Genomic DNA, 21,058 nt, shown 5'->3' on the forward strand with positions numbered 1-21,058 from the left:
TAAGAACAGCAGTAACATCCGTTGTGGCGTCGTTGGGAAGCGAAGGGGAGTGGTGGTGGTATCAGGTTTTTTTATCAGTGGAGTATATTTTATTGGGTTCAAATTATGTTGATAATATTAATTATTGGGCATGGGTAAAATAATGGAGTGGTGTACATTTCAGATCGGTTATTTTTAAGATAATAACCGATCTGAGAAGGATATTTTTGCTGGTGGGATCAGCGGCTGGTCTGGTGACCGATGATGCCGCCCAATGCTGCGCCGCCCAAGGTCCCCAGCGTGCTGCCGTCGGTCAAGACGGCACCACCCAATGCGCCGACGCCGGCACCGATCGCGGTGTTGCGATCGCGGTGGGACATATTCCCACATGCAGTTACAGAAAGGGTTGCCATAACAACAACCATCACACCTGCGGCACGTTTAAAGTTCATAAGAGTTTCCTGGTAAATTGCCTAATTAACGGAAAAATAAAGCGCGGGTTAATCGGCCGGTAAAAGTTGAGATGAATGTATTCCTGCACAGGAAAATAGAATAGGTAAATATTCTTAATTTTGAGCGACCGGATTGTATTTCGCGGTTACCATGTTCTGGGCTGGCGATAAAACAGACAGTTTCTCAGCCTGACCAACCAAGATGAGCGACCTATCGCAGGTATACCGCTGCCGCTACGCCAGTTAGTCGTTCTCACGACTTATCGACGCAGTACACAAGAGAGACTCTTCTGGAAAACATATGTTTATTCTATTGGTTGATTCAATGCTTGCTTAAAAAATGATAACTTAACGTTATCAAAATATGGGCAACCGCCAGTCTGTGGAAGGCGTTGTGTGAGCGCGGCAGGGAGACCGCAGGAGCATGGAAGAAAGCATTTTTTTATATTGTGGTAATGTAACTGTGTAAGTTACATTAGCGAAGTTGGTTGTGACCTGTATCACACATTGAAATCAGCCAAAAAATAACCTTATGATATACAAGGGGAAGGCCTCAGGTTCGGAAGAGGGTTCTCTGTTTAAAACCAGGAAACGACGATGTTAGAAATGATTGAGAGTTTGGCAACCGTGGTGATCCTGGTGCCGGTAATGATAGCCGTACTGCTTGGCTCGATTTATGGTCTGGGTGAGCTGTGTAATCTTTTCTCTGCCATTGGCCGGAAAAAAGACTGAATTTAATGATCGGGGGCGCAATGCCCCCGATGCAGTTTTAGAGTACCGTTGCCAGGAAATCACGCGTTCTTTGGTGCTGTGGTGCATCCAGCACCGGTTGCGCCGTCCCCGTCTCCACCGCTTTTCCCTGATCCACAAAGACGATTTGATCCGCCACTTCGTGCGCAAAGCCGATTAACTCGGCCATAACATGGCGTCGTATGCACTAATAAACTGCATATGCTGCGTCTTCCGCCAGGCTATTGGCTGACATAGGCTACTGACAGGTTCTTTTCAGGAGTCAGACTATGAAGCCAATTACTCAGCATACCGCCCCCAGCCCCCATATCGGTGGGATCCTCGCCAGCCTTTCCTTGTCGATGCTGGTTTCATCACTGGGGGCCAGCATCGCCAACATCGGTTTACCCACGTTGGCACAGGCGTTCAACACTTCGTTTCAGGCGGTGCAGTGGGTGATGCTCGTCTATCTGCTGACCATTACCACCTCTATCATCGCTGTTGGGCGTCTGGGAGACAGCATTGGCCGACGCCGCCTGCTGCTGCTGGGGATTGGCCTGTTCAGCGTCGCTTCCGCACTCTGTGCCATTGCGCCTGATATCTGGCTGCTGCTGACGGCCCGCATTGCACAGGGGTTGGGGGCGGCAGTAATGATGGCGATGACCATGGCGCTGGTTGGTGAGACGTTGGGCAAAGAAAATACCGGCCGTGCCATGGGGCTGCTTGGCAGCATGTCGGCGATTGGCACCGCGCTTGGCCCTTCACTGGGGGGGGCATTGATTTTTGGCTTTGGCTGGCGTGCGGTGTTTTTGGTTACCCTTCCGCTGGGCCTGCTGGCCTTGCTGCTGGCTTACCGTTATCTGCCGCACGGTCGGCCGCAACCGCAATCGGAGAGCGACCGGTTTGATTTACCCGGCACTTTGCTGCTTGGTGTGACACTGGCATGCTACGCGCTGTCGATGACGCTGGGGCATGGTGATTTCGGCGCCATCAATTTGCTGTTGTTGCTGTGCGCGGGGCTGGGAACCGGGCTGTTCATACGGCTGGAAAACAACTCGGCATCTCCTCTGATACAGCCGGCGCTGTTCCGCCAGCCAGGGCTGAGGCGTGGGTTGATGATGAGCGCACTGGTGATGACGGTGATGATGACGTCGCTGGTCGTGGGGCCGTTTTATCTGACGCGCGGTTTGGGGTTGACGGTAGGACAGGCCGGGCTGGCGATGTCAGCCGGGCCGCTGGTAGCCGCTTTGTTCAGTGTGCCTGCCGGCCGACTGGTGGATCGTCTGGGGGCAAAAAAAATCACTGCCGTGGGGCTGGCCGTCATGACTCTGGGGGCGGGCGTGATGTCAATGATGTCGTTAAGTGAGGGAGTTTTCAGTTATGTGACTCCCCTTTGCCTGATTACGCTGGGTTACTCGCTATTTCAGGTCGCCAATAATACCGCGCTGATGAAGCACGCAGCCCCTGAGCAGCGCGGCGTGATCTCCGGCATGGTTAACCTGTCACGTAATCTTGGTTTGATCACCGGCGCTTCTGCCATGGGCGCGTTGTTTATGCTGGCGGCGAACACCGACGATATCAAGTTGGCGACGGCAGAGGTGATATCCCATGGCATGCGGGTGACTTACCTGGCGGCTGGCGTATTGGTGGCCATCGCGCTGGTGATGACCATCAAAAACCCTGCCGCTTTTAAACCGGACGCGGATTACGGCAGGTAGTGATTTAGTCGGCGGGCTGGGCCGACTAACTCGAAACACAACGGCTTAATGGACAAAGTCTGGCGGATCAGCCGGGCTTGCGCTGATAGCTCAACCAGGCCACCGTATCCTGAAGCGTTTGTTCCAACGGTCGGAATGTCAACCCCAGGTCACGTTCACTTTTGCCGTGATTGAAATGAGAACGATTGGCCTCTTTTCAGTGGGGGGCCGATCCCTCGGGTCGGTTGATTATGCTGTCTCTGCGCAGTCTGCTGCAGATGCCAACAGCAGACTGATCGCTCCTCAGGGGACGTAAATGATCTCAAAGCTGGAGGTTTTATCGTAGTAGGGCGTCATGCCGCCTTCGACGTAGAAAACCTGCAGGTCGTAATGATAAATCAGCTTTTTATCCGGGTTGAGGATCAGATCCAATGCCGAGACTTTGACCGTGACGTCATGGTTGGGGTGTTCCCTGTTCAATTCGACGGTTTGGTTATCGATATTCACCAAAATGCGTTTGATCGGCCGTGGCCCAGAGGGGTCGTAAGCTCCGCTATCGCTTCTGAATTCAATGGTTTTGTAGATATCGACCGGTGCCGTCTGTTTGATAAAGTCCCGTACCTTACTCTGATATTTGGCATCCAACGCCAGTACCACCGGCAGGTTATCCGGGTTAAAACCGATAAACTGCACCGCCAAATAGCCTTTCAGCAACAGGTTTTGCGGCGATCGATCAAATAGCGCGTCCCAGATCAACGCGAACTGCTGAGCGGGCAGCGTGAATGAATCGACAATGCCGCTTTGCAGGTTGATCAGCGCATTTTTTTCCTCGGTTTTGCCTTCAGGCAACGCCAACTGCAACGCCAGTGAGTCCGCATTGGCGAAGGGCGCCAGTCGGGCGTCCGGTTGCATTTGTGAAAACTGTGCCGTGGCATCGGCAATGCGCCCCTGATTCACTTTGGGCGACAGGAAGTAGTCAAAGGTCACTTTGATATCCCCCAGCGAGGTTGCGTGCTCGCCGGCGGAAAAGGATATCGACAGCATCGGCTTGCCATCGGTATCGGTGCCCAGCAGGAAGGTATCTGGCAGGTAATAAAGGTAATTCTTGCGCACGTAGTCCTGATAGTAGTTATACCAGAGTTGCTGATACTGCAATGGCGTGAGGATCAGCTGCAGGCGCGGCGGTGGCGGCACAATACCCTGATAGATATACGGATAATAGTTTTCGGCAAAATAGAAAACTTTAGGGTCGGTGACGGTGTTGGTGAGGCCGTGCTCGGTTTTGACGGTCACCACCAGCGTGGTTTGCGCATCGTAATCCGACAAGGCCTGCAGCAAGGCGTCGCGTTGCTCCAGTTTGTACAGATCCAGCTGTGCCTGATAGCGATTTTCCTGTGGTGTCAGCAAGACCTGGTCAAAAATCATTTCTTCGACGCTGCCAAAGCGGGTGTAGCTCAGCACCACATAGGGAATTTGCGGGATAGAGTGATTCAGGGCAAAGTCCAGTTGCATGCGCCAACTGCTGCCGTCGGTGCTGGTGGCAATCTGGTAGCGGGTTTCCCCTGAAACGATTTCGGTGCAGACTTCGGCGGTCAGGTCGTCTTCCCGCATTGGCGCTGCCGCCCGGTAGCGTAGCTTTTTACCCTCAACGTCAGGAAACTGCTCACGGGCATTGAGCAGAATAATTTGGTTCAGTGTTACCAGGTCATTGAGAAAGGTATTCATGGTTATCCTCAGTGCATTCTGTTTGGGCCAGAGTTCTGAATTGGTTCAGGCAGGACGAGGTCCAGAGAAAGTGCCCGTCATGCCGACGGTAGAGCGGACTTTCCAACTGGCCGGCGGGCCATTGCCAGTGGGTCAATGCATCAATCAGCGGCGTGAGTTGCGGGATCCCCACCAGCCTGGCGTACTCCAGGGCAATGCGCCATTCGTTGGGGTGAGCGTAATAGGGCGTTAGCGAACTGAGCCGGTCGTAACGGTTGTCACTCCATTGCACCGCCTGATTCAGCATTTGAATAATGCGTCGGTAAGCCGGTAAGACGGCGTCGCTACCGCTCACAAGCCGGTGGAGCAGGATCAGCGCGTTGGTGTTCACGCAGCAATCCAACTGGCGGATGTCATTGTCATCTTTCATCCAGGTGTGAAAACTTTGGCACTCCGCCCATTGGTGCTGCTCGGCGGCCTGACGGGGATCGACCCGGCGTAGCTGATAGCTGTTCATGTGCGAAATCGTCTCCCTGACCTGCGTCAGTGAAATGCGCCCAAACTTGTACAGCAGTTCGGTGATAATCGCGGTGTCGTCAATATCGGCGCAGATACTCTGGTTCGCCATCCACTGCGGATGGGCAGTGGGCGGCCAAAAGCTGAAATGGCACGGGCGGGTTTCACAGGCGATTAAAAAATCGAGCGCTTTCTCGATATAAGGCTCGGTCTGCGAGGTGTGCTCCAGAGTGCGTAGCACTTGCGCGGTCACAAAGGCGTTTTCATCCTGATGCCAGCGTCCGTCCGGGGTTCTGACATGGGCGGTAAAGGCACCGCTGGCACACTGTTGGCTCAGTAAGGCGCTTAAACTGGAACCCTCATTATTATTGGCGGCGGATGAAATCGGTTGCTGCGGCTGCACTTCGAAACGAGTATTTTGCGGGCTAAAAGTACAGCTGATGGCATGACGTCCCTGGGTATCGACAGAAAACCCCACCACGTTGAACTGCAGAGGAACCTGCGCGGTCATGACAGATTGCAACAAGGGCATGGCTTGTTGGCTTTGGGACAACAAGGCTTGCAGCGCGGGGAAAACTCGCGGGTTATCACCAAAGAAACTGGCCGCCATGGTGAACAGCGTGAAGCTTTCCAGTTCACCACCGGGGCCGTAGACCAGGCTAAAACCGTAGGTGGTGGGTGGAAAACCTTCGCGACTCAGGGTTTGTTGCCGGGCACGTTCCAGCAGCGGTGCCAACGCTGGAAACAGCCGTTCACAGTCAAAAAAGGCCATGACTGCCGCAATATCAGCCTCAGTGATTAGCGCACTGTGCCACTGAAAGTAATATTCTCGAGGCGAGTCTATCTGTTGCGGGTAATAACCCAGCATCAGCAGTGATAAGCCGGCCTGCTGGCAGGCCGCGGCGGAGTAATCAGGCCAGACAATCTCTACCGTACTGTCGGGTGGTACCTCGGAGTAGACCTTGGTTTTAACCGTCTCGGGGCTATATTTTCGCCCCAGCCAAGAGCCAAACCGCAGGGGGTGGGCCGCCTGGCGCTGCATCTGGCTGACGCTGGCCAAACATGCCTCTACACCGTCCTGTGCGGGCGAGTCCGTGATCTGTTGGTAGTGCCGATAAAAAGCCTCGATCCCACGATTTTCGGCATAGCGTGGCAAAAAAGGATCCAGCGTGCAGGAAAGTGCCTGCGGTTTTGACGACGAGACGGTGAACTCCAGTGGACAGCCGTTATATCCCAACAGGCTGGTGTTAAAGGCCGCGGACAAACAGCCTGAAGCCTGGCGTGCCTGGCTAAAGCGCGCGATTTCGGGCACCAGTGAGTGGCGTAAATAGGGCGCCTCCTGACACAAGGCGCTTACCAGGGCGTTCCATGCCGCTGGTAATACCGTATTGCGTTCGACCATCGCCAGTCACCTATGCCACGGCCGGAATAACAATGGCCGGCGGATTCTCGCTGCCATCACGCGTGACGCTGTCACCACCGACCAGCAGGTAAGTGATTTTGTAATCGACCGTCCAGGGCTTCTCGGTCAGGCAGCGATACTTAAAGGTCTGCTCTTCAGTTTTATCCGGATTAAACTGGTACTTCTTGGTTTTGCGACTTTGTTTGTCGTCCAGGTAAGTCAGTTCGACGATCACCTGATTGTAATTCTCCCAGGAGAATTTCCGGTCGAGGAAGATGGAGATCTCGTTAAAGGTCAGCACCGCTCCAGGATCCAAATTCAGCAGGGTCGAAGCTGAAGCCGACGGCTGCTTGTAGCTGGTGCTGCCTTCCCAGCCGGTGGTGGCGGCAGACTTGAAGGCATACTCGCTGTTGATCACAAACAGCTCATTTCTGTCAGGGCTGCGAGAGATGACCTTGCTCCATTTACCGTCATCGGCGATAAACGGCTCGGCGGTATAAACCTGTTTGTTATATTCGATTTTGAAGGTTGCGGCCTTAATGCCGTATTCGGCAAAACCGTCCGGCCCCAGCACGGTAAAGTCGATTTTCTGGAAGAAGGGATCGTTAACGTTAACTTCAATAAAGTAAGGCGGCTCTTTTTTGGCACGTAGAATGTCGCTGCCGATAAAGTTTTGCGGTACCGCCGACTGGCTGAGGGCTTTTGATGAGGTGTAGTTGAAGTTCAGGCTTTTGGTTTCTTCGATCCGCACCAGTTTTATTTCCAGCGAGGCGCTGGGGAACAGTCCACCTTTGCCGCCGTCTTCTTTGCCGCTGGCGAGCAGAGATTCCAGGATGGAGTCGCTGGCTGATTTTGCCTGGGTATTGCTGTCATCATTGGGTTTGAGCGATGCGGTGAAGAAGCTTTTCAGGATCTCCTCTTTGACAAACTGCAGCGCCCATTCTTTCTCTTTGGCTTCCTCCTCGCTCGGTATGTTCTCGGTGACCTTGATGATCAACTTCTGATCCTGCTGCAGTTTCTTAATCACGCTGTCAAAGCCCAACCAAAAACTGGCCGGGGTTTCCACCGGGATCGGGATATTGGCGCCAAATTTAACATCGAACTCTTTGTAGATACTTTCAAACTTGGCCTCAACCTCGACCTTTAACGCCGGAGTGATGCCGGTAAAGCTGAGGTTATAGGCCACGGCCGCCGGTGCCTGTGCCTGGTTAAAGGCTGCTTCCAGGATCACCGCCTGCTGCGGCGTCAGTTTGGCGCTGAAAATGGCGCTATTGTTGCCAAACAGGCTGGGGCACTGCGCGCTGATCAACTCACCGTTGGCATTGCTGCCGACGTCAAGCACGAAGAAATTTACCGTGCCTTTGTCATACGGCACCTGAGCCTTGCGGGCGGTTTTCGGATCAACGTTGAGTTTGCGCAGGTATTCGTTGAAGGTGGCATCCAGCTGGGCGGTATCGATCGAGGTATTGACCTCGAAGTTGATGTATCCCCCTTGCTGACCGCTGCCGTCGCCGGTGTATTTGATCAATGAAAAAATGGGTTTCCCGTCTTTTTCTGCGATATGGATATCACCGGGCAAATACCAGAACTGCTTGTCATCGGAGTCGTCGGCAAAGAAGGTAATGTTGTTGATAGTGGCAGTTCTTGCTCTGAGTAATAACATGATGGTTCCTTAAATGAGGTTGGCGATATCGATATCGTCTTGAACGGTTGCGGTTTGGACGTAATCGGGCTTATCCCCGCCTTGGTCCGGTTGGTAGGTAAACCAAATGTCCAGATCGACACTACGTCGTTCGGGGTCGATTTGGTCGGCACTGAAACGCTGAGGGGCGGAATCGACTGCGGTAAACTGAAAAATTTGCTGCAGAGGTGGGGCGTCATCACCGGGCAAATAGGCATAACTGGCAGAAACCAGCACCGCCGCCACCTGTTGCCAGTCCATGTTGGCGGCAATCATTAACACCCGTTGGTGATACAGGCTGGAGACCAGGTACACATCCTGGCTGGTCGGTTCGTTTAACAGCGCAGAGATATGGGGTGAGTTAACGGCGCTGCTGTATTCCTTGGTGACGTCAAACAAATACTGATCCGGGTTGGGCAGCATCACCGGGTAGCTGTCCTGCTGCGTCGTCTGGCTAATCTGAAAGCTTTTCGACAGGCTGGCTACCGGCTGTCCAATATGGCGGCAGCGCAGGGTGACCAATACCGACTGGTACCAACGCCAGTCGAACAGGCTGGCGGCCTCAATGACAAAATCGTAGCGGCCGTAGACTGACTCAATATCCAGGTAGACATCGTTCAGTTCGGTTTGCATTACGCCGGAGCTGACCGATCTTACGCCGCCTACCGCCTGATTGAGATAGACGGTGAAGCTGTATTCGACCGGCCACAGCATTTTGCCGGTTATAGGGTCAGTAATACTCGGTGACCTGAATAATTTCGGCCCGATATCACCCGGGCGGAAGGTGTATTGCTTGCTGTCCGAGCCATAGCGCAGGCGCACCATCACCAATTGGACGTTAACGTCCAGTTCATCGGACAGCAGGCTGATCCGAACTTCACGGTGGGCGAAGAAGTCATCCTGCAGGTCAGTCTGGCTGATCACCCGGTCGGCCTGATAGTCGGTGCCGGCGACCAGTTCGGCAAACAGGGCCTGCGGATAAAGCGAACGCTTGACCACCGTGGTTTCGCTCAGCTTGCCGCTTAAACGCCGCTGATCAATATCTTCTACCGACAGTCTTTGCAGATAAAAACCGGCCTTAGGCTTGTCTTGCTGCGGCACTTCGGCAAACACCGGGGTAAAGAACTCGCCGGTCAGGATCTGCGTCAACTCGGCCACCGCCTGCCTGAAATGCCCATCGGGGTCATTGTCCCTGACTTTAAGGGTCACCACTTTTTTGCTGATTAACTGCGATGAGGTTTCCTCGATATCGACGGAAAAAATCAGCAGGTTGAAACCGACCGACTGTTGCAGAAATTGATAAACCTGATCCCAACGGGCTTCCAGCTCAAAGGTGGCTGGCGGCAACTGCAGCAGATAGTCAATTTTGTAGCTGATGGTGATGGGCGTAGTGGCGGGGGTCGCCATCAGGCTGGCCAGCAGAGCGATATCCGCGTCAGCCGGTAATTTGGCCAACAGATAGCAGTTTTGTTGGTCGCTCAGTGAGGTCTTGCTGGTTTGGCCATCGATAAAGCCGGGAATGTTCAGCGTGGCGCTGCAAGCGATCGCCTGCATGGGCAATAACACCGCGTCGCGCGGCATGTCGGGGCTGGCCGCTGCCGCCACTCGCGCCGCCTCGGGGCTGCTGGTTAACTGGGTTTGCAACGACAACATGGCATAGTAAACCGTGGCCGGTTGGCTGCTGTTCCTGAATATCTGTAGCTGGACTGCCGGTTCGTCACCGCTAATAACGCTAATGCCCGGCGCGGCCGCGCAATAATAATAAATGGGCCTCTCCGGGTCGGCTCGGATAAAACAGATATTTTGCACTACGACCTGAGTGTTCATAGCGACTATCCCATTTGGTGAAGGTGATCCAGGGCAAAGAAGCTTTGCCCTGGGGGGCTCAACGCATCAGAAAGTCACCACCACAATGGTGCTGGTTCCTGTCACTTCCTTCTCAACGGTTTTTTCCTGGTTATCTTCGCCGTAATACACCGTAGCGATGTATTTGATCTCCACCTTGTTGTCTTTTTCAACCTGCATCAGATTGAAGGTCAGATACTGGGTGAGGGATTTAGAATCAAACTCGGTCAGGGCAAGGGATTGGGATTGCGTAAAGTCCCATTTCGGGTAATACACCACCATTTCATAGGTGATCAGCGTGATCTCCTTCTGGCTTGGCTTGAAGATAATGGTGTATTTCTGCGCTTTCGGCAGGGCATTGGCGACCAGGATCTGGTGGCCACGGATCAGCCCATAACCCGGTAGCTGCGGGTTGGTCTCAACACCGTCGGGGATGTAGGTCAGGCTGTCACCATCCAGGGCATAGTAATCGGTGGAGAAATAAATCGGCTTATCCACATCAACACCAATCGGGTAAATAAAGGGGTGAGGAGGCGTCGACTCTTTGACTACCTGGCTGTCGGTTTTGATTTTGATGCCCTTATCCGGATCGGAATATTGCGTTTTGATCACCACCTGGCTGAAGACTTTCCATCCCATAGGATCGAGCAGCGTGGAAATGTCGGCATAAACGATGCCGCATTCGGCCACGTTGATGGAGATAACCAGCTCCTGATCGCTCTTAAGTTCGCCAGAGTGATAGGGCTTGGCCTGCATGCCGGTGAAGTTGACGGTGTAGGAGTATTTAAATGTCCGGCCCAGCTCGGGGTTGATAAACCATTTGCCGGTTTTTTTCGGTTCGCTGTCGCCAGGGGAAAAATGCAGAGTGCTCTGATTGTCTTTGTCGTAGATGGCAGTCACCACGATATTGGCCACGTTGTATTTCGCCAGGTCCTGAGTGACAAAAAACTCGGGCTGAATGTACTGATAGAAAGGATCGTTGAGATCGTACTCTTTAAAGTAATCTTTCAGATTGTCTTCGCCGACGATAGATTGGATAGACGGCAACTGGGTCTGGGGGGCGATGGAGAAGGAGACCACCGAGTTTTCATCATAGACGCGGGTAAAACTTTTGGTTTCGCTGAGGCTGGATTTGAATTTATCAAAACCGTCGGCTTCATTAAGCAATTCGAGGCTCATGTCCAACCCGGTTTGGCTACTTAAAATTTGCTCTACCTGCTTTTGCCCCCAGGCGGCCAGCCCGTCCTTCCATTTAATGTACTGATCCGCTGTCATGCCCATTTCTGCGGCGGTCAGCCCGACCTGAACGTCAATCTTGATCGCGCCTTTTTCGATATATTCGCGCTCAATTTTTTTCTCATCGGCCGACCAGGTGTGGGAGGTGATGTTTTGCGTCACCGATTTGGTGATTTCACTGTCGTAGCTGACCGTAACTTTGGCCGCTGGCAGGGAAGCATCCAGGTTGAAATCAAAACGAATACCAACGCTGGAGTTTTTATCGGTGCCTTTCAATACCTGTTCGAACAGGGTGGCACCTTGGCCGGTTAACGACAGGCTGAAAACGGTATTGTTATCACCCAGGCCTGATGGCGACAGCGTGGTGGGGATTTGGCGGTAGAATTTTTCGTTGCTGTCCAGAATCAATGAAGCCTGCGCCGAGGTGAGTCTTGGGACTTCCAGCTTGATTTCTGTCGGCGTCAATTCCAGCACAAATTGGTCATTGCCTTTGTTGCTGTCATATAACGCGACAAACCTGGCAGCCTGATCATCATTTAAACCGGTATTGCGCAGCGCGGTATCCATGGCTGCTTTTTTGGTCGCATTTTCGGGATCGGCCACCGAGGCCTGCTCAGCTTGAACATACTTGACGATCAGGGTGGATTTCGCGATCAGCGGATCTTTAAGCTTGCCGAGCAACTCGATAGCGATCTTGCTTTTCATCTCAGAATCAGGCTGCGGCAGCATTACGGTAAATTGCGCATAGCCGCCCTGGGTGTCTTCACTACGATACTTGTAGAACATGAAATAGGGGCTTTTGGGATCCCTGGCGACAAACACCGGGATCTCGGGTACCACATAAAAAGTATTCTTATCAATGCTGTCGCCATAGCAGGTAAAGGCATATTCCTTAATGCCCAGATACTTATCCGTGGCGATCTTGACCGATTGCTGCAAAGCGGTGGTTAACATAGGGTGTTCCTCTTGTTTATGTTACTTGTTGTATTGCAGTTTGACGGGGCTGGCGCTGGCCTGTAGTGGGCCAGAGTCGTAGGTTTTGGGGAATATCGAGTCGAGTTTGCCTTGCCATTGGTAGTCAACGCGGCCGTTTAAACCGGCGGCATGGGCATTAATCCACCAGTTGGCCTGCCATTGCTGGGCAGCAAACGAAAAGCTGAAGTTTTGTTTTTTTGCCTGACCTGCCGGCTGATAAGTGGCGGTGCCGCTAATCGACTTAAATTTTGCCTTCAGTTGTTCGGCCTCGAACAGCAGGCTATAGAAACCCAGGTCTTGCGGGGTGAGCGCCAGGTTGTCTTGCCAGCCGAGTTGGCTTTCATAGCTGGTGTAGTCGGAAAACGTCACTTTCAGGGTGATAACGCTGACCTCTTCAGTGGTTTTCAAGGTGACCGGGGGGAAGCTGGGCCACTGCATCGGCGTTTGCGACTGGGCATAGCGCAGCTCGATCGACATGATGTTAAAACTCTTGGGGTTGAACCCCAGACTTACCACGCACTCCCGTTGCTTTATTGGCTTATCCGGCCGGCTAGGTTCGGGCAACGGCGTCGGCGTAAAAGTGATAATGCTGTCGGCGGGCAGTTGGCCAAGCAAGGCGGCAATATCCTGCTGCTGAGCCAGCAAATAGCGTTGCGGAACGCTATTGCTGTAGCTGACGTCGTAGTTGATCTTGCTGGGGATCTCATCGATGGAATGGATGTTACGTAGCGTATTGCTGACCAGCAGCGCAGCAGTATTCACCAGTGCGTTTCTGACCAGTTCGCGGGTCTGTTGCGAAGGATCATTATCGAACTGTTCCAGCAGGGTGATCACCCCGGCGTCGATCTGCTGATTAAGCAAAACGGCGATAACTTCCGGTTGCCGCGCCTGTTGGTTAAAGGCCAGGGTTAAAAAAGCCACCCAGTCGGTTTCCAACCTGGCAGCAACGCGGCTGCTAACGCTAAACCGGCTGTGGGTCACCAGATAAACTTGGCTCTTTGCTCCGCGAATGGCGTTGTCCAGCAGGCCGGTTTCTTCATGGGTCAGCGGCATTTTTGACTGTTCGAATTCGACGTTATAACTGCCAGAATCCGGCTGGTGGACAAAGCGCAGAAATAGCGACTGACGTATCTCGCCCTGTTGCAGCGTTATTTTCCCCGGAGCCGGGATGAAATGCTGGCGGATATAAGTTTCAATCGCCGCTGTATCTACCGGCAAATTGGGCGCGATAAAGGTCGCCAGACCGCCACCTGGGCTGGTCAGCAAATGCAACGCGCTGACCTTGCCGTCCAGCACTACCTGCGGGGTAAAGCTGCCATAGGTAAAGTATTCCGGCGGCTGCGTTTGGTCGTGAAAAGCGAAGGCTCGGCCAAGCAGAAAAAAGTTTTGTAGCGTTTGTTGAGGGTTCAAATCTTCAGCGTTCATTTTTCACCTTTTATATCAATCGTTTGATCGCCGGTCACATACGCCGACCATTGGCCCGAAGGGGGCTGGTAGCGGAATCCGCAGGCAAAGATAGAAGTGACAGTCCACGGGTAATCGAAACTGTTTTGTTGGTGGGTAAAGGTGTGCTCCGTAGTGCGGTCAGTGCCCTGGGGTTGAAAGACCACCGTGGCTTTGAGCATTTCAGTAGGCAGAATGACGGTGATCCGCGCTCGCTGTGAGCCAAACTGCGGGAAGCTGTAAGCCCCGATGGTGGTGGGCTGGGCAATCGGCATCGGCAGCGGCACGACGCCGCTGCCGGCAAGCTGATAGGCGGTTGCTTCGGCGTAGGTTTCGTCACCGAGGATCGGGCAGCTGAAGTAGGGAGCGGCGGCGGTTAAGGCCAAATCCTGCTGCCAGCCGGCAGAATGATAAAGCCCGCTAATTCGGCTTTCCCGGGCAAAACCCGGATCAATATTGATGGTCAGAAACTGGCAGGGTAACGCGGCGTAATCGAGCACCAGAGCCTGTTGTTCGCACGATTGTCGTTCACCACTTAGGGTACGCCAGTCGCCATCTTGCGGATAATTAACCCGGATTTGGTAGAAGAAAGGTTCGGTCTCCAGTGAGCTGGTAGTAAAACGGAAGGTCAACCGGCTCTGGTCGGGGCGCAGCAGCTTGGTTTGGCTCTGTTCCAGCGGGTAAATATCCCCCGGTGGCACGGTAAGTTGAATATCTATAGTGACGTTGCTTTTCAACCCCAGCGGGAAGGCGTAGAAAACGTCTATCTCCCGTTCACCCTGTGGGATTGGCGGGGCGGTAGTGCGGTGAATAATGGTATCGGGCGAGACTTTGGCGATTTGCTGTGCGGCGGCAAAAGGATCCAGTATAAAACACAGCGGGCGTTGGCTCAGCACCACCGAGTCGAGTTTAAAGATCACCCGGCCGCCTTGAGCGGGCATCCGCAGGGCGATCATCGCCGTATTGCTGGATGCCGGACCGGCGTAGGGAGAGCCCAACAGATTGTAGAGTCGGTCAAGGAACGTCTGGCTGAAAAGCAGATTTTCCTCGGGCTGGTTCTCCGGTAAGGGGGGACTGATTTGCAACGGCAACCGCGCCAGATTTTGGTAGAGATATTGCGTCAGCAGGCCATAGTCAAACGCTACCCGGTCATCGCCAACAAGGTGCGTGCCTTTGGCTCCGTCGGCCAGAACTTGCATCAGCGCGCGGGGATCAAACTCGACGGAATACGCCAGGCGCGGTGACACACCCTCGACAAAACCGTCCAGTCGGGCATTAAAACCGATGGTATCGTCAAGCAGGGTTTTCTCTATCAGTTGGGTGCTGGCCGAGTTCAGCAAAATTATAAACTGAATACACTGAGCCGAATACCAGGTGGCGTCATAGCTTTGCCCGCGAAGGGCACTGTGATATTCAATCGGCACATCAAACCCCAGGCTGCCGGGTAACACCGGCAACACCTTCACCGCTTTATCCGGGTGTTGCTGCTTGAAATTTGCCAGACTTTGGCCTGCGGCATACTGCAGTTCGGTAGTGAAATTTAGCCAGCCGTAAATGCTGTCGGTGCTGGGGCTGCGAACAATATCCAGCGAGAAAGCCAGTGGATCCGCAACCAAAATGCTGACGGAGTCCGGGTATAAGAAATAGCCGTCATTCTGTTGATAGGTGGCGATAAACCTAAGCTGATCGCTAATGATAATCTGCTGAAAATCCGGGTAGCCCTGATACATGAGTTATTTACCCGCCGTATTGAGATGGTTGTGATAATCCTGATGCCATTCTTTTGGCAGTTTGCTCAGGATATTCGCTGGGCGCTGGTAATACTCATCTTCATAGATACGTTGCATCTGGAGATCGCCGACCAATATGCCATTGGCATACAGGGTATTGTCATCGTACAGACCTTTGTCAGTGGGCGTTTCAGCCGCCAGCTGCAGGTTATATACCTTCAATTCTCCTTGCTGTTGCACCATGCTTATAATTTCGCACTCACCATCCAGAGTGATTAATTTAGTTGAGTGGTTTAATTCGCGAGCAATCACCACGCCGATTGAGGTGATGAAAGGGTGGCCAAGGCTGGAGGTGATTTTTTTTATTTCACCCTTGCTATTTTTTGTGGTTATTTCGATAAAATTGCGTTCCTGGCCATTAGTGATAGCTTCAATTCTGAGCGGTATATTGTTTTTCGATAATACGGAGTCACCGATAGCAAGCTCGGAAATCATTTTTTCCCTGCCATCCTGCATCAGGATTTTTGTGTTCTCAGCCAGACAACCATAAACAATACGCATAGGTTTTAATAATTCTGTGTTTAGAAAGCGCTGGTCTGGCTCAAGGCTTTTAGGGGCGTTGGTGATAAAGGTCGCAATGCTTTTCCCATCGACATTGAGAATAACTTTGAAAACATAATAAACCCATTCGCCTGATTCAAAGTCAACCTGATTGAACCTTAGCCAGTCCAGATCCCAGGAGATATTGTCACCATTAATTCTGGTGTTGGCTGAATTGAATATGTTGTAGTTGCCGAAAGGGGTGACGGGATCGCCGCCGGCACGAGTACGTATCAAATAAATGGTGTTACTGGCTTTAACCGGCTGCCCGCCGTTGAGCTCAATTTTCCCCAGGTAGGTAATATTGCCTTTGATAGGTACCCTGACCGAACCGTCATAATTATTGCGGTAATCACAGTCGGCCTCATCGCGGGTCAAGCAGATCTTGATTTCATTTGGATTAATAAGACTCCGCGGTGACTCATTATAGATAATTTTTGGATAACTCTGGCTGGTAATGATTTCTGCCCCGTAGACCGTCTGGTTACCAATAGTTTGAGCAAAGGTATAAATCACCGTGACCGGATAACCCGCAGCGATCTGGCTACCCGGATAAACCCCGTCGGCACTCAGGGTGCAGTCTGCGGCGTAGACATAGGCCTGGTTGTAGTTAACCGGCCCGACATTGCCGGCCTCGCCGTCAAATAGCCCAAGGGTCTGCGTGACGTTAGTCGCTGAGACAGGCAGGGAGCCAATGGCATTGGCGCGATAATTTCGACCGTCGGTAGAGTCCAACCTGACGATGCTGTATACCGGTTGAGCGGAACCATTACCGGCATCGCTCAACCGGCCGGCACTGAGTTTAAGCCGTTTTGTCTGTTGCCAGCATTGAGTAAACTGCGGAGTATTGCCCGTGGTAAGACCGGCAAGTTTTAATTGAATATCGTAAAAACTGACCAGCAAGTGATCGCTAGGCTCAATAATAAATAGACCGGTATTGCTATATTTTTCGATGACATTTTTAACAATAGTCTTCTCGTCTGATGTATAACCTTGTGTGATCATAATATCAGTACCCAATAAGTTTCAGACATAAACGTGCGCAAACAATGGTGGCAATGAATTAAACCATAGCTAATTAAACGGTTAATGAGTTATTTACAGGTTTCTTTGCAATAAGCGTAAATAGCACTCAGAGTGTCAGAACCAAGATACTCTTCGAATTGAGCATCGGTAGGAACTATACGGGGATCCAATGTCATGGCATACAGTTCTTGAGCAAACATATCTTTGGTGGCAGAGGGTTTACTTTTAAAATAATTTTTTAATTTTCCCTTGCTGACTTTACGTATCCAGGCGAACTCGCCGCCAAGCGCTACTGTACCAGTGAAGGTAAATACCTTGCTGGTGTAGAAAGTAATATCATTTGGAAAAACTTTATAGCGAACAACTTGCTGAACTTCAATATTATGCAGGGTTTCTTCCCAGGTCTCTCTTTTGATAACGTTTAAGGCAAAGTTCTTGCCGTCAATCGGGCCGTCTTTTGCATCAGCAGTTCCGCCAAATAGCATCGGACAACCTCGGGCAAAACCTTCATTTTTCAAACCTAATAGAATAAAGTCATCGTTCCCAACAGCTGCTGGGTTGCTGTCAAGAATGACGTATTTTTTAATGGGCATGATCTGATCCTTATACATTTATGAGTATAAAAATAGAATTTACTTTTCGGGTCTGGAGCGATGAATTACTCAACTTCAACAATAGCAATGGCGACTAAAAAATCAACTGACACTTAAAAATAAATGAAGTATTTTTTTGTTGAGTTCGAGATAATCAAGAAAATCACGGCGTTAACCAAACGATGGAAAAATTATTCAAAGAATCAAATAAACAACGGTTAATTGTTTTGTTTTTGTAAACCGAGTTTATAAAGTAAAACAAATCAATGAATTGTACATGGCGGTTATGTCGCTTGGGACGGTATTGTTAAAATAGGGCATATCATTAGCTGAGAAATTAGTTTAATGGTATGAATTTCTTTAATCATAAAGGCTGTGAATAACTAATTAAACAGTTGAAATAGTCATCATGATAGTTATGAAATGATATTTATACCTTGCTAATGAAAGGGCGATGATTTGCCAAAGTGCTCGCCGGATTGACGCCGGTGAACACTCCAGAATCGTTACCATTAGGTATCACTCATGCCTGGGCATTAGCATCCCAAACCGTCATCAATGCCGTGACGGCGTTGTTGTTGGGTATCGGTATTCATTCCGCGACTGCGATCTATGTCGGGATGAGTCTATGGGGGTTGAGTTTTGGCGGGGCGGCGACATTATTGCAAACAGCACTGGCGGACGCCGCGTTGGCGATGAACGTCGTCATTTGGAACAGAGCCATTGCCGTCGGCGGCTTTTTTGGCGGCCTGTTGCTTGATCACTTCGGGGCGGTGTCCTTCCCATGGGCATCGTTAGTGCTGGGTGGTTTGGCGCTCACGATGGTGGCTAAACGGCATGGTTTTTCTGCTGAGGCACGCAAGGGGTAATCACCGTAGCGGTTACAGATGGCGCGAATCTTGCGCCATCTGAATTCAGGCGTTATCCACGCGCGGATTGGAATGCGTTGGCTGGCTTGGGTATTCAACCTGGTGTTTGTGCAGATAGTCGCGTATCAGTTGGCGAATCACCTGGGAGGGAGTGACGTCCTGCTGCAAACACAGCTCTTCCAATGCTTTTTTCTTATCAGGATCAATGAGTACGGTCAGGCGCGCCGTTTTCTTTTCCATGATGGTGACTCCAGAGAATAATAATCAAATGATAATAGTGAAATGGCCCTACCGGCTCAGCTAAAGCGCAGGCGTTCAATCTTGCGTGACAGATAGCCGAGGTCACAGTTAAAACTCGGCCCGACTTCGGCGCTAAGGCGACGCAGCAGATTTAGCGGCGTGTCGACTTCAGCCAATGTGGCATAGATAATTACGTTGCCGCTGGGCGCAACACAATACAACACGCTGTTAAACACCCGATGCAAACTGTGGTACAGCAACGAATCTTCATCGGGCACTTCATGGTAGTTCAGCACCAGCCAACCTTGTGGTGAAAGCCTTCCGGCACACCGCTGAAGAAAGCTTTGCGTACCCTGTTGCGGATCCATGCTGAAGGCGCTGTAGAGATCGGAAAAAATCAAATCATATAGCCGAGTGACCGGGGCTCGTAAAAAATCGCCCGCATCAGCAACCCGCAAGACAACCCTGTCGTCGGTGGGTAAGGTAAAATAACTTTGTGCAACAGAGACCACCGCCTCGCGCAGTTCCACCACTTCAAGCAGCATATTGGGGTCATAGGCATGTAATGCCCGTACCAGACCACCGCCGCCCAGTCCCAGGATCAGCGCCGCCGAAGGCGGCTGCCAGGCCACGGCCATCAGCATGGTTTTGATGTAGTTGTGAACCGGAACTTGTGGCGCATCGATGCACATTTTGCTTTGTTCGCAAATGCCGTCAAAACGCAGGGTTCGGTAGCCCTTGTGGTCGGAAACAATAATTTCACCGCAGTGGTCTTGCTCGCGAGCAATCACCTGACCACGAGGAGAAAAATCCAGGCTATTGAGTAAGTTATCAACCATAGACATAGTAATTTCTTTAAGCCTCCATCAAAAAACGGCGGGTCTATTTACGAGCGCACATAAACTCGGCGGTACAGATGCGGCGGCCATTTACCGTGGCACGACCGGTAAAGCGGGCAAGGCCGGAGCGCTGTCGGACAAAGGCGACATCCATGCGAAGCTGATCGCCAGGCCGTGCCGAGCGATAGAAGCGAGCGTGATGAATGGCGGCAAAATAGTAATGTTCACCTGGTAACAGCGGGCTGAGAAAGTAATGCGCCAACAAGCCAGTGGTCTGTGCCAGTGCCTCCACCATTAAGATACCGGGAAACACCGTGGTCTGGTGGTGGCCAGTCCAGAAGGTGGGTTCATTGGCCGTGATATTTTTGATGGCACTTAAGCGGCCTTCGGCAACGGAGGTGCCGTCAGGCACAATGCGGTCAACCAGCAGACAGGGGAAGCGGTGGGGCAGGATTGATTGAACATCCTGAAACTGTAATGGTTTACCATTGAGCGGCATGATTGATTCAGGTCCTGTCAGCGGGACAAAGTTCAGCTTGTGCCGGCGTCTGTGCCTATCGAAGTATAATAACATTATAATGTTATTATCATTGGATGCACCAAATGAAATTAGGTACATAAGTGGGTAAAGGCTTATTGGTGACAACGTCACTAAGAAGTGAGGTTTAAAATACAACGCAATATATTGATTGATAATAGGTTTAAACGGAAGGGGTTAGCCGCCAGCAGAGGGCGACGGCTAACGGGGGATCATTTTTTGTCGCGTGTTAGCTTATCGAGATAGCCCATTACGAAGGCGGAAAGCACAAAGGTGAGGTGGATGATCACATACCACATCAGCTTATTGTCCGGCACGTTCTTGGCATCCATAAACACCCGCAGCAGGTGGATGGATGAAATGGCGACAATCGATGCGGCCACTTTGCTCTTTAGCGAAGTGGAGTCCATTTTGCCCAACCAGCTCAACTTTTCTTTGTCGTCGCTGATGTCCAGTTGCGAAACAAAGTTCTCATAGCCCGAGAACATCACCATCACCAGTAATCCGCCCACCAGCGCCATGTCGATCAGCGACAACAGCGTCAGAACCAGATCCGCCTCGGCTATGGCGAAAATATTCGGCAGAACATGAATGATCTCCTGGAAGAATTTTATCGACAGCGCCAGCAAGGCCAGCGACAGGCCGAAGTAAACCGGGGCAAGCAGCCAGCGAGAGGCGTACATGGCATTTTCTAGAAAGCGTTCCATAGTTATCTGAGTTAGTTACAAAAAGTGGGGCACAGTATAACGCAAGAGGCCTGGCAAATGGCAAGTGGCGGTCGCTTGACTAGGGGAGGTATCACCCTGGACCGATCACTGATCGGTGCGATTGGGTTATTCACCCTGATAATTAGATATTAAAAAGATGATTACTCCGCGATAAATTATGTCATTAAAATATATTGAGCTATCTGAAAATCATACTAGCATTTAAATGCTGCGATATGATGTTGCGGTAATTCTTT

18 protein-coding genes are annotated in these 21,058 nt (G+C 51.6%); 3 read left to right on the top strand and 15 right to left on the bottom strand.

What is annotated here, in order from left to right; translation table 11 throughout:
• Positions 1–218: 218 nt before the first annotated feature.
• Positions 219–431: an osmotically-inducible lipoprotein OsmB gene (osmB, locus tag ACUTQ5_RS12605; protein WP_017892786.1), complete on the bottom strand. Its 213-nt coding sequence runs from the start codon at positions 429–431 to the stop codon at positions 219–221.
• Positions 432–1,028: 597 nt separating this feature from the next.
• Here osmB and ACUTQ5_RS12610 point away from each other — a divergent pair.
• Positions 1,029–1,163: an AcrZ family multidrug efflux pump-associated protein gene (locus ACUTQ5_RS12610; protein WP_017892788.1), complete on the top strand. Its 135-nt coding sequence runs from the start codon at positions 1,029–1,031 to the stop codon at positions 1,161–1,163.
• Between the two features lie 37 nt (positions 1,164–1,200).
• Here ACUTQ5_RS12610 and ACUTQ5_RS12615 read toward each other — a convergent pair whose 3' ends face one another.
• Complete coding sequence (locus tag ACUTQ5_RS12615; protein WP_445651526.1) at positions 1,201–1,350, bottom strand: hypothetical protein; 150 nt, start codon at positions 1,348–1,350, stop codon at positions 1,201–1,203.
• Between the two features lie 100 nt (positions 1,351–1,450).
• On the opposite strand from ACUTQ5_RS12615, the gene ACUTQ5_RS12620 reads away from it, so the two are divergent.
• Positions 1,451–2,878: an MFS transporter gene (locus tag ACUTQ5_RS12620; RefSeq protein WP_445651527.1), complete on the top strand. Its 1,428-nt coding sequence runs from the start codon at positions 1,451–1,453 to the stop codon at positions 2,876–2,878.
• 282 nt (positions 2,879–3,160) lie between these two features.
• Here ACUTQ5_RS12620 and ACUTQ5_RS12625 read toward each other — a convergent pair whose 3' ends face one another.
• The 9 genes from ACUTQ5_RS12625 to ACUTQ5_RS12665 all read right to left on the bottom strand — a co-directional run bounded on the left by ACUTQ5_RS12625 (position 3,161) and on the right by ACUTQ5_RS12665 (position 17,608).
• A complete protein-coding gene (locus ACUTQ5_RS12625) occupies positions 3,161–4,582 on the bottom strand; it encodes a hypothetical protein (protein WP_445651528.1) in 1,422 nt (473 codons plus the stop codon).
• A complete protein-coding gene (locus ACUTQ5_RS12630) occupies positions 4,563–6,479 on the bottom strand; it encodes a hypothetical protein (protein ID WP_445651529.1) in 1,917 nt (638 codons plus the stop codon). The genes ACUTQ5_RS12625 and ACUTQ5_RS12630 overlap by 20 nt, the downstream gene beginning before the upstream one ends.
• Before the next feature lie 10 nt (positions 6,480–6,489).
• The gene (locus ACUTQ5_RS12635) at positions 6,490–8,142 is read right to left on the bottom strand and encodes a hypothetical protein (RefSeq protein WP_445651530.1); all 1,653 of its coding nucleotides are present in this window, start codon (positions 8,140–8,142) and stop codon (positions 6,490–6,492) included.
• A 9-nt stretch (positions 8,143–8,151) separates the two neighbouring features.
• Positions 8,152–9,987: a hypothetical protein gene (locus ACUTQ5_RS12640; RefSeq protein WP_445651531.1), complete on the bottom strand. Its 1,836-nt coding sequence runs from the start codon at positions 9,985–9,987 to the stop codon at positions 8,152–8,154.
• Positions 9,988–10,053: 66 nt separating this feature from the next.
• The gene (locus ACUTQ5_RS12645; RefSeq protein WP_445651532.1) at positions 10,054–12,195 is read right to left on the bottom strand and encodes a hypothetical protein; all 2,142 of its coding nucleotides are present in this window, start codon (positions 12,193–12,195) and stop codon (positions 10,054–10,056) included.
• A 21-nt stretch (positions 12,196–12,216) separates the two neighbouring features.
• Positions 12,217–13,641, bottom strand: a complete 1,425-nt coding sequence (locus ACUTQ5_RS12650) for a hypothetical protein (protein ID WP_445651533.1) — start codon at positions 13,639–13,641, stop codon at positions 12,217–12,219.
• Complete coding sequence (locus tag ACUTQ5_RS12655; protein WP_445651534.1) at positions 13,638–15,389, bottom strand: hypothetical protein; 1,752 nt, start codon at positions 15,387–15,389, stop codon at positions 13,638–13,640. The genes ACUTQ5_RS12650 and ACUTQ5_RS12655 overlap by 4 nt, the downstream gene beginning before the upstream one ends.
• 3 nt (positions 15,390–15,392) lie before the next feature.
• Positions 15,393–16,994 (bottom strand): Hint domain-containing protein, encoded by a 1,602-nt coding sequence (locus ACUTQ5_RS12660; RefSeq protein ID WP_445651535.1) that lies wholly within the window; start codon positions 16,992–16,994, stop codon positions 15,393–15,395.
• Positions 16,995–17,083: 89 nt separating this feature from the next.
• Positions 17,084–17,608, bottom strand: a complete 525-nt coding sequence (locus ACUTQ5_RS12665; protein ID WP_445651536.1) for a hypothetical protein — start codon at positions 17,606–17,608, stop codon at positions 17,084–17,086.
• Positions 17,609–18,096: 488 nt separating this feature from the next.
• Here ACUTQ5_RS12665 and ACUTQ5_RS12670 point away from each other — a divergent pair, with 488 nt between their 5' ends.
• Positions 18,097–18,477 carry a hypothetical protein gene (locus ACUTQ5_RS12670; RefSeq protein WP_445651537.1) on the top strand — a complete coding sequence of 127 codons (381 nt, stop codon included), beginning with the start codon at positions 18,097–18,099 and terminating at the stop codon, positions 18,475–18,477.
• 45 nt (positions 18,478–18,522) lie between these two features.
• Here ACUTQ5_RS12670 and ACUTQ5_RS12675 read toward each other — a convergent pair whose 3' ends face one another.
• The 4 genes from ACUTQ5_RS12675 to ACUTQ5_RS12690 form a co-directional block, all read right to left on the bottom strand.
• On the bottom strand, positions 18,523–18,717 hold the full coding sequence (locus ACUTQ5_RS12675; RefSeq protein WP_012145111.1) for a ribbon-helix-helix protein, CopG family: 195 nt from the start codon (positions 18,715–18,717) through the stop codon (positions 18,523–18,525).
• Positions 18,718–18,773: 56 nt separating this feature from the next.
• The gene (locus ACUTQ5_RS12680; protein WP_445651538.1) at positions 18,774–19,562 is read right to left on the bottom strand and encodes a spermidine synthase; all 789 of its coding nucleotides are present in this window, start codon (positions 19,560–19,562) and stop codon (positions 18,774–18,776) included.
• 37 nt (positions 19,563–19,599) lie between these two features.
• Entirely contained in the window at positions 19,600–20,055 is a 456-nt protein-coding gene (gene fabZ / locus ACUTQ5_RS12685) for a 3-hydroxyacyl-ACP dehydratase FabZ (RefSeq protein ID WP_153860461.1), read from the bottom strand.
• A 251-nt stretch (positions 20,056–20,306) separates the two neighbouring features.
• Positions 20,307–20,801: a TIGR00645 family protein gene (locus tag ACUTQ5_RS12690; RefSeq protein ID WP_012145114.1), complete on the bottom strand. Its 495-nt coding sequence runs from the start codon at positions 20,799–20,801 to the stop codon at positions 20,307–20,309.
• Between the last annotated feature and the right edge of the window lie 257 nt (positions 20,802–21,058).

This window comes from Serratia sp. NA_112.1 (assembly GCF_052691715.1).

Excerpts from the sequence above, each read along its gene's own strand:
- osmB (WP_017892786.1), bottom strand. The coding sequence starts at position 431 with ATGAACTTTAAACGTGCCGCAGGTGTGATGGTTGTTGTTATGGCAACC.
- ACUTQ5_RS12610 (WP_017892788.1), top strand. The coding sequence starts at position 1,029 with ATGTTAGAAATGATTGAGAGTTTGGCAACCGTGGTGATCCTGGTGCCG.
- ACUTQ5_RS12615 (WP_445651526.1), bottom strand. The coding sequence starts at position 1,350 with ATGGCCGAGTTAATCGGCTTTGCGCACGAAGTGGCGGATCAAATCGTC.
- ACUTQ5_RS12620 (WP_445651527.1), top strand. The coding sequence starts at position 1,451 with ATGAAGCCAATTACTCAGCATACCGCCCCCAGCCCCCATATCGGTGGG.
- ACUTQ5_RS12625 (WP_445651528.1), bottom strand. The coding sequence starts at position 4,582 with ATGAATACCTTTCTCAATGACCTGGTAACACTGAACCAAATTATTCTG.
- ACUTQ5_RS12630 (WP_445651529.1), bottom strand. The coding sequence starts at position 6,479 with ATGGTCGAACGCAATACGGTATTACCAGCGGCATGGAACGCCCTGGTA.
- ACUTQ5_RS12635 (WP_445651530.1), bottom strand. The coding sequence starts at position 8,142 with ATGTTATTACTCAGAGCAAGAACTGCCACTATCAACAACATTACCTTC.
- ACUTQ5_RS12640 (WP_445651531.1), bottom strand. The coding sequence starts at position 9,987 with ATGAACACTCAGGTCGTAGTGCAAAATATCTGTTTTATCCGAGCCGAC.
- ACUTQ5_RS12645 (WP_445651532.1), bottom strand. The coding sequence starts at position 12,195 with ATGTTAACCACCGCTTTGCAGCAATCGGTCAAGATCGCCACGGATAAG.
- ACUTQ5_RS12650 (WP_445651533.1), bottom strand. The coding sequence starts at position 13,641 with ATGAACGCTGAAGATTTGAACCCTCAACAAACGCTACAAAACTTTTTT.
- ACUTQ5_RS12655 (WP_445651534.1), bottom strand. The coding sequence starts at position 15,389 with ATGTATCAGGGCTACCCGGATTTTCAGCAGATTATCATTAGCGATCAG.
- ACUTQ5_RS12660 (WP_445651535.1), bottom strand. The coding sequence starts at position 16,994 with ATGATCACACAAGGTTATACATCAGACGAGAAGACTATTGTTAAAAAT.
- ACUTQ5_RS12665 (WP_445651536.1), bottom strand. The coding sequence starts at position 17,608 with ATGCCCATTAAAAAATACGTCATTCTTGACAGCAACCCAGCAGCTGTT.
- ACUTQ5_RS12675 (WP_012145111.1), bottom strand. The coding sequence starts at position 18,717 with ATGGAAAAGAAAACGGCGCGCCTGACCGTACTCATTGATCCTGATAAG.
- ACUTQ5_RS12680 (WP_445651538.1), bottom strand. The coding sequence starts at position 19,562 with ATGTCTATGGTTGATAACTTACTCAATAGCCTGGATTTTTCTCCTCGT.
- fabZ (WP_153860461.1), bottom strand. The coding sequence starts at position 20,055 with ATGCCGCTCAATGGTAAACCATTACAGTTTCAGGATGTTCAATCAATC.
- ACUTQ5_RS12690 (WP_012145114.1), bottom strand. The coding sequence starts at position 20,801 with ATGGAACGCTTTCTAGAAAATGCCATGTACGCCTCTCGCTGGCTGCTT.